Genomic DNA, 12,794 nt, shown 5'->3' on the forward strand with positions numbered 1-12,794 from the left:
CCGCTCGCGTGCGGCCTCGAGTTCTTGTGGTGTCATCCCTGTCACCCCCGAACGGGAGACACACCCTCACCACCCAAGGTAACCAAGCCCTACTAGGCGGTGACCGCGAGGGTCAGGGGCAGCACCGCCGGAGCCCCGGCGTGACGGAGCATGGCCGCGGCGAGGGTCAGGGTCCAGCCGGTGTCGAGACGGTCGTCGACCAGCAGGACCGGGCCGCCCGCCTGGGCGACGGCCTCGCCGAGGGCCGAGGGCATGGCGAGCGTGGCGCGGACGGCCTGGACACGCTGGGCGCTGTTGAACTGGCGTCCCGGAGGGCCGGACCGGTATCCCAGATCCCCCAGATAGGACAGGCGGCCCACCTGGGCCAGCCGTTCGGCCAGGCTCCGGACGAGCTGGGGGCGTGTCGCGGAGGGGACCGCGACCACGGCCACCGGGCGCCGCTCCCACTCCCACGACGACAGCACCTTGACCACGGCGGCGAACACGTCGTCGGGAACCGGCCCGTCGGGAGCCCCGTCGGCCAGGAGCCCGCGCAGGCGGTTGCCCCAGCCGATGTCGGTCAGGCGTCCCAGGGCCCTGCCCGGCTCGGCGCCCAGCTCCGCCTTGATCCGGCCCTTGAGGTCGGCCAGCCCGGTCGGCCACTGTTTGCGCGCCTCGATCTCCACTCCGGGCCGCCGCAGCCTCTCGGCCGCGCGCTCGACCGCCTCCGTTTCGACCTCGGCCGAACGGTGCGCGCCGGTGCAGTTGTCGCAGCGCCCGCACGGCGTGGCGGTGTCGTCGTCCAGACGCCGGCGCAGGAACTCCTCCCGGCACCCCGTGGTGTCGAGGTAGTCGAGCATGGCCTGCTGCTCGGCCTCGCGTTCGGCGGCGACCCGGGCGTAGCGGCCCGCGTCGTAGCCCCACTCCTCGCCGGTGGCCTCCCAGCCGCCCTTGACGCGGCGCACCGCGCCGTCCACGTCGAGGACCTTGAGCATCGTCTCCAGCCTGCTGCGGCTGAGGTCGACCCGGTTCTCCAGGGCCGCGGTCGACAGCACGCCGCCCTCCCGCAGTGCGGCGAGCACGGTCCGGACCACCGGCTCGGGCGGGAAGGCCAGTGAGGCGAAGTAGGCCCAGATCTCCCGGTCCTCCGCGCCGGGCAGCAGGATCACCTCGGCGCGCTCGACCCCGCGTCCGGCCCTGCCGACCTGCTGGTAGTAGGCGACCGGCGACTGCGGCGCGCCGACGTGGACGACGAATCCGAGGTCGGGCTTGTCGTATCCCATGCCCAGCGCCGAGGTGGCGACCAGCGCCTTGATCTTGTTGTCGAGCAGGGCCTGCTCCGCGGCGAGCCGTTCGGCCTGCTCGGTCTGCCCGGAGTAGGCGGCCACCTCGTGCCCCTGCTCGCGCAGGTAGGCCGCGATCTCCTGGGCCGCGGCCACGGTGAGGGTGTAGACGATCCCGGAGCCCGGCAGCTCGTGGAGCGTCTGGGCGAGCCAGGCCAGGCGCTGCTCGGCGCCGCGCAGCCGTACGACGTTCAGGTGGAGGCTCTCGCGCTCCAGCGCCCCGCGCAGGACGAGGGTCTCCTCCCCCATCTGCTCGGCGACGTCGTGGGTGACCCGGGCGTTGGCCGTCGCGGTGGTCGCCAGGACCGGCACGCCCTCGGGCAGCTCCTCGAACAGGGTGCGCAGCCGCCGGTAGTCGGGGCGGAAGTCATGGCCCCAGTCGGAGATGCAGTGCGCCTCGTCGACCACGATCAGACCGGCGCTCTCGGCCAGCGCGGGCAGGACCTGGTCGCGGAACTCGGGGTTGTTGAGCCGCTCGGGGCTGACCAGGAGCACGTCGACCATGCCGTCGGCGACCTGGCCGTAGACCTGCTCCCACTCCTCGGGGTTGGCCGAGTTGACCGTGACCGCGTGGATCCCGGCCCGCTCGGCGGCGGCGATCTGGTTGCGCATCAGCGCCAGCAGCGGCGACACGATGACGGTCGGCCCCTCCCCCAGCTCGCGCAGGAGCGCGGTGGCGATGAAGTAGACCGCCGACTTGCCCCAGCCGGTCCGCTGGACCACGAGCACCCGGCGGCGGTCCATGACCAGGGCCTTGATGGCCGCCCACTGGTCCTCGCGGAGCCGGGCGTGCTCACCCGCCAGTGCCCGCAGCCGCTCCTCGGCCTCTTCCCGCAGCATCTGCTCTTCGCTCACCGGTCATTGGTACCAGGTCCCGGCGACTGTTTCACTCCGCTCCGTCCGCCCGGCGCGGGCGCCGATGGCGGAACCTTGACCGAACCATCGGGCACGCTTCGGCGCCGCGTGCGGGCACCGCCAGCACAGTGGAGTGACCGGCCGGCGACCAGCGGGCCGGCCGGGAACCAGCGAGGAGGGCTGCGCCCCAGCCACATGCCGATCATCCGCCTACCGGACCGGAGGACGCTGCGCGTCGACGCGGTGGCCGGGGTCACCACGGCCGCCGTCGTCCTGCCGCAGGCCGCGGCCTACGCCACCATCGCCGAACTGCCCGTGCAGGCCGGACTGTACTGCGCGCTCGTCCCCATGGCCGCCTACGCGCTGGCCGGAACCTCCCGTCCCCTGTCGGTCAGCACCACCTCGACCCTGTCCGCGCTGATGGCGGCGGCCGTGGTGGCGGCACCCCCCGGAAGCGTCCCGACGACGGTCGCCGCCACGCTGGCCGTGCTGACCGGGGTGGTGCTGCTGGTGGCGGGCGTCCTGAGGCTGGGGTTCCTCGCCGACTTCATCTCGGAGCCGGTGATGACCGGGGTGAAGAGCGGCATCGGCCTGGCCATCGTGGCCGGGCAGCTCGGCACGGTGATCGGCGTCCGCACCGAGGGGGACAAGGTCTTCGACCGGCTGCTGTCGGCGCTCGGGGAACTGGACGAGGCCCACCCGCCCACGATGCTCGTGTCGGGCGGGACGATCCTGCTGCTCGTCGTGTTGCGGCGGGTTCCCCGCGTTCCCGGCCCGCTGGTCGCGATGGTGGCCGTCACGGCGGTCAGCGCCCTGACGGACCTGGCCTCGCGCGGCGTCGCCACGGTCGGCGAGGTGCCGGGCGGCCTGCCCACGCCGCTCCTGCCCGATCTCGGGCTGGCCAGGGCGCTGGCCCCGATGGCCCTGGGGGTGGCGCTGCTCGCCTTCGTCGAGTCGATCACGGCGGCGAGGATCTTCCGGCATCCGGACGACCCGCCCCTCGACACCGACAGGGAGTTGCTCGCGCTCGGGCTGGCGAACGCCGCGGGCGGCCTCTTCCGCGCCTATCCCGCGGCGGGCGGGATGACGCAGACCGAGATGAACGACGCCTCGGGGGCCCGCAGCCAGACGGCCGAGATCGTGACCGCGCTCTGCACGGCGGTGGTGCTGCTCTTCCTGGCCCCCGCGCTCGCCCCGCTGCCCAGGGCGGCGCTGGGCGGGCTCGTCCTGACCATCGCGGTGTGCCTGGTCGACGTCCACGGCCTGGCGGCGATCTGGCGGGCCACGCGGCCCGAGTTCGTGCTCGCCTGTCTCACGATGCTGATCTCGGTCGGGTTCGGGATCATGCAGGGGGTACTGGCCGCCGTCGTGATCTCCCTGCTCATGCTGCTGCACCAGGTGGACGATCCCGCCGTCTACCCGCTGGGCCGCGATCCGGCCACGGGGGCCTACCGCGACCTCGAACGTCACCCGTCGGACAAGACGGAGCCCGGGCTGCTGATCGTGCGGGTCGAGAGCCGCCTCTACTTCGCCAACGCCCGCCGGGCCGCGGGGCGGGTGACGGATCTCGTCGAGGCCGCCTCGCCCAGGCCGCGCGCGGTACTTCTCGACCTGACCGGCGTGCCCGGCATGGACCTCACCGCGATCTCGGCCGCCGACGAGCTCCACACCACGCTGAAGCAGCACGGCTTCGACGTCTGGGTCGCCCTCGAGAGCCTGGAGCCCATGGAGATCCTCCGGCGTACGGACGCCTGGGAGCGGCTGTCCGCGGAGGGACGGATACAGCCGGGCGTGGCGGCGGCCGTCGCCGCCTATCGCGCCTCCGGCTCCTGAACACCGGACATCCGCCCACCCCCGCCCGCCGCCGGGACGCCGTCCCCGGGGCGGCTTGTGGCCGGTCAGCGGGCCGTCCTGGTTCCACATCGTGGTTTGATGCATCTCACTATGGACGTCACAACGTGGTACCTCGAACAGACCTCGCGCTCCGACCTGCTCGCGGCGAAGCCCCCGGCGATCGAGGTCGACATCGTGCACGCGGAAGTGATCTCCCCCGAGTTCAGCCGGTTCCTGTACACGGCGGTCGGCGGTGACTGGAACTGGACCGAGCGGCTGCCGTGGACCTGGCGGCAGTGGGCGGACTGGCTGGAGCGCGGAGTGGAGACCTGGGTGGCCTACCACCGGGGCACCCCGGCCGGCTACGCCGAGCTCATGCCCGGCGCCGACGCGACGGTCGAGATCAGCGACTTCGGCCTCCTGCCCTGGGCCATCGGCAAGGGCGTGGGCGGCCGTCTCCTGGAGGTCGCCACGGCCCGCGCCTGGGACCTGGCCGAACGCCGGCCGGAGCGGGAGGCGACCCGGCGGGTGTGGCTGCACACCTGTTCCCTGGACGGCCCGGCCGCGCTCGCCAACTACCGGGCACGGGGCTTCCGGCTCTACGACACCAAGGTCAACGTCCCGGGAGACGAGTACGAGGGCCCGGGTCCCGGCCCCTGGCCCGGCGCGGGACCGCGTTCCCTTCCCGGCACCCCTGTTCAAGGTCCTTCCGCCCCCGGCTCCCCGGCGGATCCCGCCTGAAGGACGGGGAAGTGTCGGGCGCGGTGAGTATGGTGGCGAGCCTCCGCACGATGTACGGTCACGTCGATCGGGGCCGAGCCCGTGGATGACCGGTCCCGCCACCACCGAGGAGGCCTCTTCGTGATCTCGCGCCTCTCACGTGGCCGGACGGGACATGTCACCACGCGCTACCGGACACCGTCTCGTCAACGGCGCGGGCCCCGCCGAAACCTCGCACACCCGCCCGAGGTTCCCACACCGGGCCGAAGGCTACCGTTACCCAACGAAGACAAATAAAGGAGGATGCGCTTCTTCCTCGGCCGGACAACCGAGGCGCCCGCGCAGGAAATCAGATGGCTCGACGGACGACCACACCCCCGACTGACGGTGACTTCGAGGAGCGGATCGTCGACATCGACGTCTCCGCCGAGATGCGCACCAGTTTCCTCGAATACGCCTACTCGGTCATCTACCAGCGGGCGCTGCCCGACGCCAGGGACGGTCTCAAGCCCGTCCAGCGCCGCATCCTCTACTCCATGAGCGAGATGGGCCTGCGGCCCGACCGGGGACACGTGAAGTCGTCGCGGGTCGTCGGCGACGTGATGGGCAAGCTGCATCCGCACGGCGACACGGCCATCTACGACGCGCTGGTCCGCATGGCGCAGCCGTTCTCGATGCGGCTGCCGCTGGTCGACGGGCACGGCAACTTCGGCTCCCCCGACGACCTGCCCGCCGCGATGCGCTACACCGAGGCCCGGCTGGCCGCCGCGGCCATGTCGATGGTGCAGTCGATCGACGAGGACACCGTCGACTTCAAGCCCAACTACGACGGCCAGGAGACCGAGCCCACGGTCATGCCGTCGGCCTTCCCCAACCTGCTGGTCAACGGCGCCACCGGCATCGCGGTCGGCATGGCGACCAACATGGCGCCGCACAACCTCGTCGAGGTCGTCGCGGCCGCCCGCCACCTGATCAAGCATCCGAACGCCACCCTCGACGACCTGATGCGCTTCGTGCCGGGCCCCGACCTGCCGACCGGCGGCACGATCATCGGCCTGGACGGCATCCGCGACGCCTACGCCAAGGGCCGGGGCACCTTCCGGATGCGCGCCAGGTGCGCCGTGGAGCAGGTCAGTCCCCGCCGCAAGGGCATCATCGTCACCGAGCTGCCCTTCAACGTCGGCCCGGAGCGGGTGGTCACCAAGATCAGGGAGCTGGTCACCGCCAAGAAGCTCCAGGGCATCTCCGACCTGAAGGACCTCAGCGACCGGCACAAGGGCCTGCGCCTGGTCATCGAGATCAAGAACGGCTTCATCCCCGAGGCCGTGCTGGAGGAGCTCTACCGGCTGACGCCGATGGAGGAGACCTTCGGCATCAACAACGTCGCGCTGGTCGACGGCCAGCCGTGCACGCTGGGCCTGCGTGAGCTGCTCCAGGTCTACGTCGACCACCGCATCGACGTGATCCGGCGCCGCTCCATGTACCGCAGGCGCAAGCGCGAGGAGCGCCTGCACCTCGTCGAGGGCCTCCTCATCGCCCTGCTCGACATCGACCACGTCATCCAGGTCATCCGTTCCTCCGACGACTCGGGCCAGGCCCGCGAGCGCCTGATGCAGACCTTCGAGCTGTCGGAGATCCAGGCCCACTACATCCTGGACACCCCCCTGCGCCGCCTGACGCGCTTCGACAAGCTGGAGCTCGACAAGGAGAAGGAGACCCTGGAGCGGGAGATCGCCGAGCTGAACGCGATCCTGTCCTCCGAGGACAAGCTCCGCAAGGTCGTCTCGGACGAGCTCGCCCAGGTCTCCAAGACCTTCGGCACGCCTCGCCGTACGGTCCTGCTGGAGTCCTCCGGCGTCACCAGGAACGCCTCGGTGCCCCTGGAGGTCGCCGACGACCCGTGCCTGGTGCTGCTCTCCTCGACCGGCCTGCTGGCCCGTACGTCCGACGCCTCCCCGCTGGCGGGCCACGGCGAGCGTTCGGCCCACGACGTGCTGGTCTCGGTGGTGCGCAGCACGGTCAGGGGCGAGGTCGGCGTGGTCACCAACCACGGCAGGATGATCCGGATCCAGGTCGTCGACCTGCCGACGCTGCCTCCCTCGGTCAACCCGCCGACGCTGTCCGGCGGGCACCCCGTCTCCGAGTACGTCACCCTGAGCCCCGGTGAGACGGTCGTGGGCCTCGGTTCGCTGGATCCCGACGGGCCGGGCCTGGCGCTGGGGACCGCGCAGGGCGTGGTCAAGCGGGTCGTCCCCGACTACCCCGCCAACCGCGACGACTTCGAGGTCATCGGGCTCAAGGAGGGCGACACCGTGCTCGGAGCGGTCGAGCTGACCGCGGAGACCCACGATCTGGTCTTCATCACCTCCGACGCGCAGCTGCTGCGTTATCCGGCCTCCAGCGTCCGTCCCCAGGGCCGTCCCGCCGGCGGCATGGCGGGCGTCCGGCTGGACGGCGGCGCCCAGGTGATCTGGTTCGGCGTGGTCGATCCGGCCCATGAGTCCAGGGTCGTGACGATCGCGGGTTCCTCGACCGCGCTGCCGGGCACCCAGGTCGGCGGCGCGAAGGTCTCCGACTACGCCGAATACCCGGCCAAGGGCCGCGCGACCGGCGGCGTCCGGGTCCAGCGTTTCCTCAAGGGCGAGGACGTCCTGCTGCTCGCGTGGGCGGGTCCCGGCCCGGCCCGCGCGGTGTCCACCGTCGGCAAGCCCGTCCCGCTCCCGGAGGAGCTGGGCCGTCGCGACGGGTCCGGCGTCCGCCTCACCCACACGGTGGCGGCGATCGGCGGCGCCATCGGCGCCACCGACGGCGCTCCGGCCACCGCCGCGGGCACCCCGGGGGACACCGCCGAGGCGGCCCTGGAAGGCGAGTGACCTCCCGCTCCGTCGCGGGGGCGCCCGGAGCCACACGGATCATCGACGGGAGCCTGTCCCGCACCGGTCTCGGCCCGCCGCCGGGCCGGGGCCACGGGACGGATCCGAGGGGTCGGGGCGGCACGTGGCCGATCGGTCGGGCCGCGAACAGCACGGCCGAACGCTCGGCTGGAGTCCTCCAGCCGAGCGTTTCGCGTGAACGGGCGGAGCCAGGCGTTTCGTGCGAGCGGACGGAGCCGGGCGTTTCGTGCGGCGGGTGGTGAGCTCGGCGGCGACGCGCCTCCTCACGACCGCTTCCGGAGGCAGGCTTCACGGACGCGCCGTGAGGGCTTCTGGAGCCCCCGGGAGGTCGCCTGGCGGAAAATCACCGACGGGAACGTTTTCCCGCCCAGGCGGGGCTACAGGGCCCGCGGGGCGGCACCGAGCCCGTACGCGGAGGGTGCGGGGCCTCCCGCGCGGAACGAGCCGCCCGGAGGACGTCGGGAGCGCGACCTCCGCAGGCTAGGCGCCGCAGGCGTGACGCCATCGCGCTACCGAGGTGCGGAGGGGGACGGAGAGGGGCGGATCGGCCTCCCGGGCGGCGGCGCGGGAACGGCGGAGCCTCACACGCAGAGGCAGAACGGATGCCCTGCCGGGTCGAGAAAGACCCGGAAGCCGTCGTCCAGGCCCGGCTGGTGCTCGTGCTTGACCGCGCCCAGCGCGAGCACCGCCGCCTCGGCCTCCGCCATGTCGTCCACGGTGAAGTCGAGATGGAACTGCTGGGGCCTGTCGGGATCGGGCCAGACGGGCGGCCGGTGGTCCTCCGCCAGCTGGAAACAGAGCCGCTCCGGCCGCCCGTCGGTGACCACCACCCAGTCGTCCTCGACCGAGGTCACCGGCCAGCCCAGAAGCGCGCTGTAGAAGTCGGCCAGGCTCTTCGGGTCCGGGCAGTCGATGACGACCGACCGCATGCGTGCGATTGCCATAGTGTCCTCCATATCTCAACACCGGTATAGGGATTATGGAGGTGTCATAATCGTTCGGCAACGCCGACGGTGTCCGGCGGCGAGCGGGGCCGTACAGAACACCCCCGCCACACCCCCGCCCCGGCGGGCACGACGCGCCTCCCGGCGCCACCCCACCCCGGCGGGCACGGTCGCCGGGGCGTCACGGTCAGGCCAGTGAGCCCTGGAGGGCGAAGCGGATCGCCATCAGCAGCTGCCAGGGCTCACCGCTCTCCCAGGAGCGGACAAGCCGCGCGACCTGGTCGCCGGGCTGGAAGTCGTCGAAACCGTGCGGACCGAAGCAGCCGGCCTCCACGAGGACGTCCACGAGCGGGTCGTCGTCGCCGAGCGACTCGGTGTAGGCCGCCGCGTCGAGCAGAGCGAGCGCCGAACGGGCGTTGCGGCCGTCGTCACGGCTCTCCACCCGATCCAGCTTCCGCCTGCCCTGGGCGCGCAGATATTCCGCCAGGGATTCGATCCTGCTCATGACCCTCTCCAGGCTCCCGGACTTTGTGTCACGACATCATCACCCATGGTGAGCGAGAGGTGTGGGATCTTCCTGAAGTCGACCGGGACGGCGGCCCCGGGAGCAGCGATAAAAGGGGTATAGGGAATTATTAATTCATCGTTTCTGCCAACCGAAAGGTGTTTGCGTGAGTCCCTTCGACGACCTTCTGGCCGCCAACGAAGAGTTCTCCGCCACGTTCACCGACTCCGCACTGACCGGCAGGGCGGCCCGCGGCCTTGCCGTAGTCACCTGCATGGACTCCAGGATCGACCCGCTGGGGCTGTTCGGGTTGAAAGCCGGAGACGCGAAGATCCTACGCAATGCGGGCGCTCGGGTGACCGACGACGTGCTGCGGACGCTCGTGCTCGCGGTCTATCTGCTGGGGGTGAACCGGGTTCTCGTCATGCCGCACACCGACTGCGGCATGGCGAAGGCCACCGACGACGACGTGCACAGGCTCGCGGCCGAGCACGGCGTCGACACTCGGAGCCTGGAGTTCCACACCGTTCCCGATCAGAGCGCGGCGCTGCGCCACGACCTGACGCGTATCAGGACCAGTCCGTTCCTGCCCGCGAACCTGGCCATCGGCGGCGCCGTCTACGACGTACGGACCGGAAAGATCATGCCCGTCGAGCTGTGAGACCCCCCCTGTGAGATCCACCCGGCCGTGTCCGGGCAGGAACCCGCTGGATGACGTCGAACCGCGCCGGAGCACACGGCCGCGCGACGTTCGCCGTGTCCGTCCGCCGGGTCCGGACCACGGCCCTTCGGCTCTCCGGAGGGAAAGAACCGCCCCCGCCCCGCTCTGCGTGGCGGGGGTGCGGGACGGGGCCGCTCCCGGGCACGGAGACGGACGGCTCCTCGTCTCGCTCCGGCCGATCGCGGTCACCACACCTCGGGCACGGGGGTGAACCGCCCGCGCCGAGGTCCACGGTGTGAGGCGTCATTCGAAGAACGGGAACCGGGAGAGGGGGATGGAGCGGGTGACGGACCGCCGGGGAGGGTGGACCCACGTGGGACCGACGGGGACGCCCTCGCCACGGGCGTCGTGAACCCGGCCGGATGCCGCCCGGCCGGGCGGCATCCGGGGGACGGCCTCAGGCGTCGATGTGGTCGCGGTCGACCTCGGCCGCGCTGCCCACGATGAACTCCCGGCGAGGGGCCACGTCACTGCCCATCAGAAGGTCGAAGATGCGCTCGGCCTCCTGGATGTCCTCGATCCTGACCCGGCGCAGGGTCCTGTGGCGAGGCTCCATGGTCGTCTCCGCCAGCTGGTCGGCGTCCATCTCGCCCAGACCCTTGTAGCGCTGCACGGGGTCCTTCCAGCGCTTGCCCCGGCGCTCCAGGTCTCGCAGGACGCGGTGCAGCTCGGCGTCCGAGTAGCAGTAGACGTACTTGCCCTGACCACGCCCGGGGTTGGTGATCTCGATCCGGTGCAGCGGCGGGACCGCGGCGAAGACCCGGCCCGCCTCGACCATCGGCCTCATGTAGCGGTGGAAGAGGGTCAGCAGCAGGCAGCGGATGTGCGCGCCGTCGACGTCGGCGTCGGCCATCAGGATGACCTTGCCGTAACGGGCCGCCTCGATGTCGAAGGAGCGTCCCGAGCCGGCGCCGATGACCTGGATGATCGCGGCGCACTCGGCGTTCTTGAGCATGTCGGCGACGGACGCCTTCTGCACGTTCAGGATCTTGCCGCGGATCGGCAGCAGGGCCTGGAACTCCGAGTCGCGGGCCGCGCGGGCGGTGCCCAGCGCCGAGTCGCCCTCGACGATGAACAGCTCGCTGCGGTCGACGTCGTCGCTGCGGCAGTCGACCAGCTTGGCCGGGAGCGCCGAGTTCTCCAGGGCGGTCTTGCGCCGCTGGTTGTCGCGGTGCTCACGGGCGGCGACACGGGCCTTGGCCGCCGCGACGATCTTCTCCAGCACCGCGCGCAACTGCTGCTTGGCGCCGCGCGGCGGGTTGGTGAAGATCTCCCTGAGGTCGCGGGAGACGACGTGGGCGACGATGCGGGAGGCCGCCGAGGTGCCGAGGACCTCCTTGGTCTGCCCCTCGAACTGGGGCTCGGGCACCCGGACCGTGACGACTCCGGTGAGCCCCTCGAAGATGTCCTCCCGGGTGACCGGGGCGTCGCCGTTCTTCAGCAGGCGGGTCTCGCGGAGCAGCTCGTTCAGCGTGCGGACCAGGGCCCGCTCCAGGCCGCTGACGTGGGTGCCGCCCTTGGGGGTCGCGATCACGTTGACGAAGGACCTGACGGTGCTGTCGTAGCCCTTGCCCCAGCGCAGCGCCACGTCCACGGTGAGCTCGCGCTGCACCTGGGTGGGCGTCATGTGCCCCAGGTCGTCGAGGACCGGCACGGTCTCGTGGAAGTGACCGACGCCCTGCAGACGCAGGACCTCGCAGAGGGCCTCGTCCCGGGCGAGGAACTCGGTGAACTCCGAGATGCCGCCGTCGAAGCAGAACTCCTCCTCGGCGGGCTCCTCGCCGCGGCTGTCGCGCACGGCCAGGGTCAGGCCGGGGACCAGGAAGGCCGTCTGGCGCAGCCGGACGTGGATCTCGTCGAGGGAGACCTCCGCCTCGGGCAGGAAGATCTGGTAGTCGACCCAGAAGCGGACGCGGGTGCCGGTGACGTCGCGGGCCAGCGGGCCGCCGTCGCGCAGGCCGGACTTCTTCTTGAACTTGGCGGTCGGCCCGTCGCCGTCGAAGACGCCGGGAACGCCCCTGCGGAAGCTGATCTCGTGGACCCGGCCGTCGCGGTCGACCTCGACGTCGAGACGGGAGGACAGGGCGTTCACCACGGAGGCGCCGACGCCGTGCAGGCCTCCCGAGGCGGCGTAGGAGCCGCCGCCGAACTTTCCTCCGGCGTGCAGCTTGGTGTAGACCAGCTCGACTCCGGCCAGGCCGCTCTTGGGCTCGACGTCCACGGGGATGCCACGGCCGTTGTCACGGACCTCGATCGAACCGTCGGCGTGCAGCTCGACCTCGATGCGGGTGCAGTAACCGGCCAGGGCCTCGTCGACCCCGTTGTCCACGATCTCCCACAGGCAGTGCATGAGACCGCGGCTGTCGGTCGATCCGATGTACATGCCCGGGCGCTTGCGGACGGCTTCGAGACCTTCAAGCACCGACAGATGGCGCGCCGTATAGCCCTTCTCCGCGCTAACTGCGGTCACACCCACTCCCACTCTGCTCGAACACGTGTGCGCAGCTTACCGTTCTTCCCGCCGCGGCGGGTACCAGCTTCCCACGGGGCCGCCGGAGCGTTACCCCGAGCGTGATCCTCGTTACTTTCGGCCGCTTTCCGCTCTCGGCGTAGTCGGGGGTCGGTTGGGAACGTCCACATCGGGTTAGATGTTGTCTCAAGTGACTGACGCCAGATCCTCCACAAGGGGATGACCTGAAAGGCGATACGTGACTGGAACTCTCGCCCCCGCCAAGCAGCTGACGGCCACGGACCGCTGTGACCGGTGCGGCGCCCAGGCTTACATCCGCGCGACCCTGCCCGTAGGTGGGGAGCTGTTGTTCTGCGCCCACCACGGGCGGCAGCACATAGCCGTGCTGAGAGACAAGGGCGCCGACATCCAGGACGAGTCGGCACGCCTCAGCGAAACCCCTTCAACCGCCAAAAACGACGAACGGTAGGCGTCGGCCGGCCCGATGGCGACATCGGCCCGGTCCCGCGAAGCCCTCCCGCTCCCCGGAG

9 protein-coding genes are annotated in these 12,794 nt (G+C 71.4%); 5 read left to right on the forward strand and 4 right to left on the reverse strand.

Going from position 1 to position 12,794, the window contains the following annotated elements; genetic code table 11:
• Nucleotides 1-92 precede the first annotated feature (92 nt).
• The gene (locus tag AB0N02_RS27510; RefSeq protein ID WP_363952559.1) at nucleotides 93-2,162 is read right to left on the reverse strand and encodes a RecQ family ATP-dependent DNA helicase; all 2,070 of its coding nucleotides are present in this window, start codon (nucleotides 2,160-2,162) and stop codon (nucleotides 93-95) included.
• Between the two features lie 210 nt (nucleotides 2,163-2,372).
• On the opposite strand from AB0N02_RS27510, the gene AB0N02_RS27515 reads away from it, so the two are divergent.
• From AB0N02_RS27515 to AB0N02_RS27525, 3 genes are all read left to right on the forward strand, one after another.
• Nucleotides 2,373-4,010, forward strand: a complete 1,638-nt coding sequence (locus tag AB0N02_RS27515) for a SulP family inorganic anion transporter (protein WP_363952181.1) — start codon at nucleotides 2,373-2,375, stop codon at nucleotides 4,008-4,010.
• A gap of 99 nt (nucleotides 4,011-4,109) precedes the next feature.
• Entirely contained in the window at nucleotides 4,110-4,751 is a 642-nt protein-coding gene (locus tag AB0N02_RS27520) for a GNAT family N-acetyltransferase (RefSeq protein WP_363952184.1), read from the forward strand.
• Between the two features lie 332 nt (nucleotides 4,752-5,083).
• Entirely contained in the window at nucleotides 5,084-7,603 is a 2,520-nt protein-coding gene (locus AB0N02_RS27525) for a DNA topoisomerase IV subunit A (RefSeq protein WP_363952186.1), read from the forward strand.
• A gap of 602 nt (nucleotides 7,604-8,205) precedes the next feature.
• Here the strand turns inward: AB0N02_RS27525 and AB0N02_RS27530 are convergent.
• Nucleotides 8,206-8,568, reverse strand: coding sequence for a VOC family protein (locus AB0N02_RS27530; RefSeq protein ID WP_363952189.1), 363 nt, complete (start codon nucleotides 8,566-8,568; stop codon nucleotides 8,206-8,208).
• 187 nt (nucleotides 8,569-8,755) lie between these two features.
• A complete protein-coding gene (locus AB0N02_RS27535; RefSeq protein WP_363952192.1) occupies nucleotides 8,756-9,073 on the reverse strand; it encodes a hypothetical protein in 318 nt (105 codons plus the stop codon).
• Between the two features lie 166 nt (nucleotides 9,074-9,239).
• Here AB0N02_RS27535 and AB0N02_RS27540 point away from each other — a divergent pair, with 166 nt between their 5' ends.
• Nucleotides 9,240-9,734: a carbonic anhydrase gene (locus AB0N02_RS27540; protein ID WP_363952195.1), complete on the forward strand. Its 495-nt coding sequence runs from the start codon at nucleotides 9,240-9,242 to the stop codon at nucleotides 9,732-9,734.
• Between the two features lie 457 nt (nucleotides 9,735-10,191).
• Here AB0N02_RS27540 and AB0N02_RS27545 read toward each other — a convergent pair whose 3' ends face one another.
• Nucleotides 10,192-12,264 (reverse strand): DNA topoisomerase IV subunit B, encoded by a 2,073-nt coding sequence (locus AB0N02_RS27545; protein WP_363952198.1) that lies wholly within the window; start codon nucleotides 12,262-12,264, stop codon nucleotides 10,192-10,194.
• 238 nt (nucleotides 12,265-12,502) lie between these two features.
• On the opposite strand from AB0N02_RS27545, the gene AB0N02_RS27550 reads away from it, so the two are divergent.
• Nucleotides 12,503-12,733, forward strand: coding sequence for a hypothetical protein (locus AB0N02_RS27550; RefSeq protein WP_363952200.1), 231 nt, complete (start codon nucleotides 12,503-12,505; stop codon nucleotides 12,731-12,733).
• Nucleotides 12,734-12,794 lie beyond the last annotated feature (61 nt).

Origin of the sequence: Streptosporangium sp. NPDC051022 (assembly GCF_040683035.1) — a bacterium.
In the GTDB taxonomy this organism is placed as follows: Bacteria; Actinomycetota; Actinomycetes; order Streptosporangiales; family Streptosporangiaceae; genus Streptosporangium.

Coding starts and splice junctions, on each gene's coding strand:
- AB0N02_RS27520 (WP_363952184.1), top strand. CDS start 4,110: ATGCATCTCACTATGGACGTCACAACGTGGTACCTCGAACAGACCTCG.
- AB0N02_RS27510 (WP_363952559.1), bottom strand. CDS start 2,162: ATGCTGCGGGAAGAGGCCGAGGAGCGGCTGCGGGCACTGGCGGGTGAG.
- AB0N02_RS27525 (WP_363952186.1), top strand. CDS start 5,084: ATGGCTCGACGGACGACCACACCCCCGACTGACGGTGACTTCGAGGAG.
- AB0N02_RS27530 (WP_363952189.1), bottom strand. CDS start 8,568: ATGGCAATCGCACGCATGCGGTCGGTCGTCATCGACTGCCCGGACCCG.
- AB0N02_RS27535 (WP_363952192.1), bottom strand. CDS start 9,073: ATGAGCAGGATCGAATCCCTGGCGGAATATCTGCGCGCCCAGGGCAGG.
- AB0N02_RS27515 (WP_363952181.1), top strand. CDS start 2,373: ATGCCGATCATCCGCCTACCGGACCGGAGGACGCTGCGCGTCGACGCG.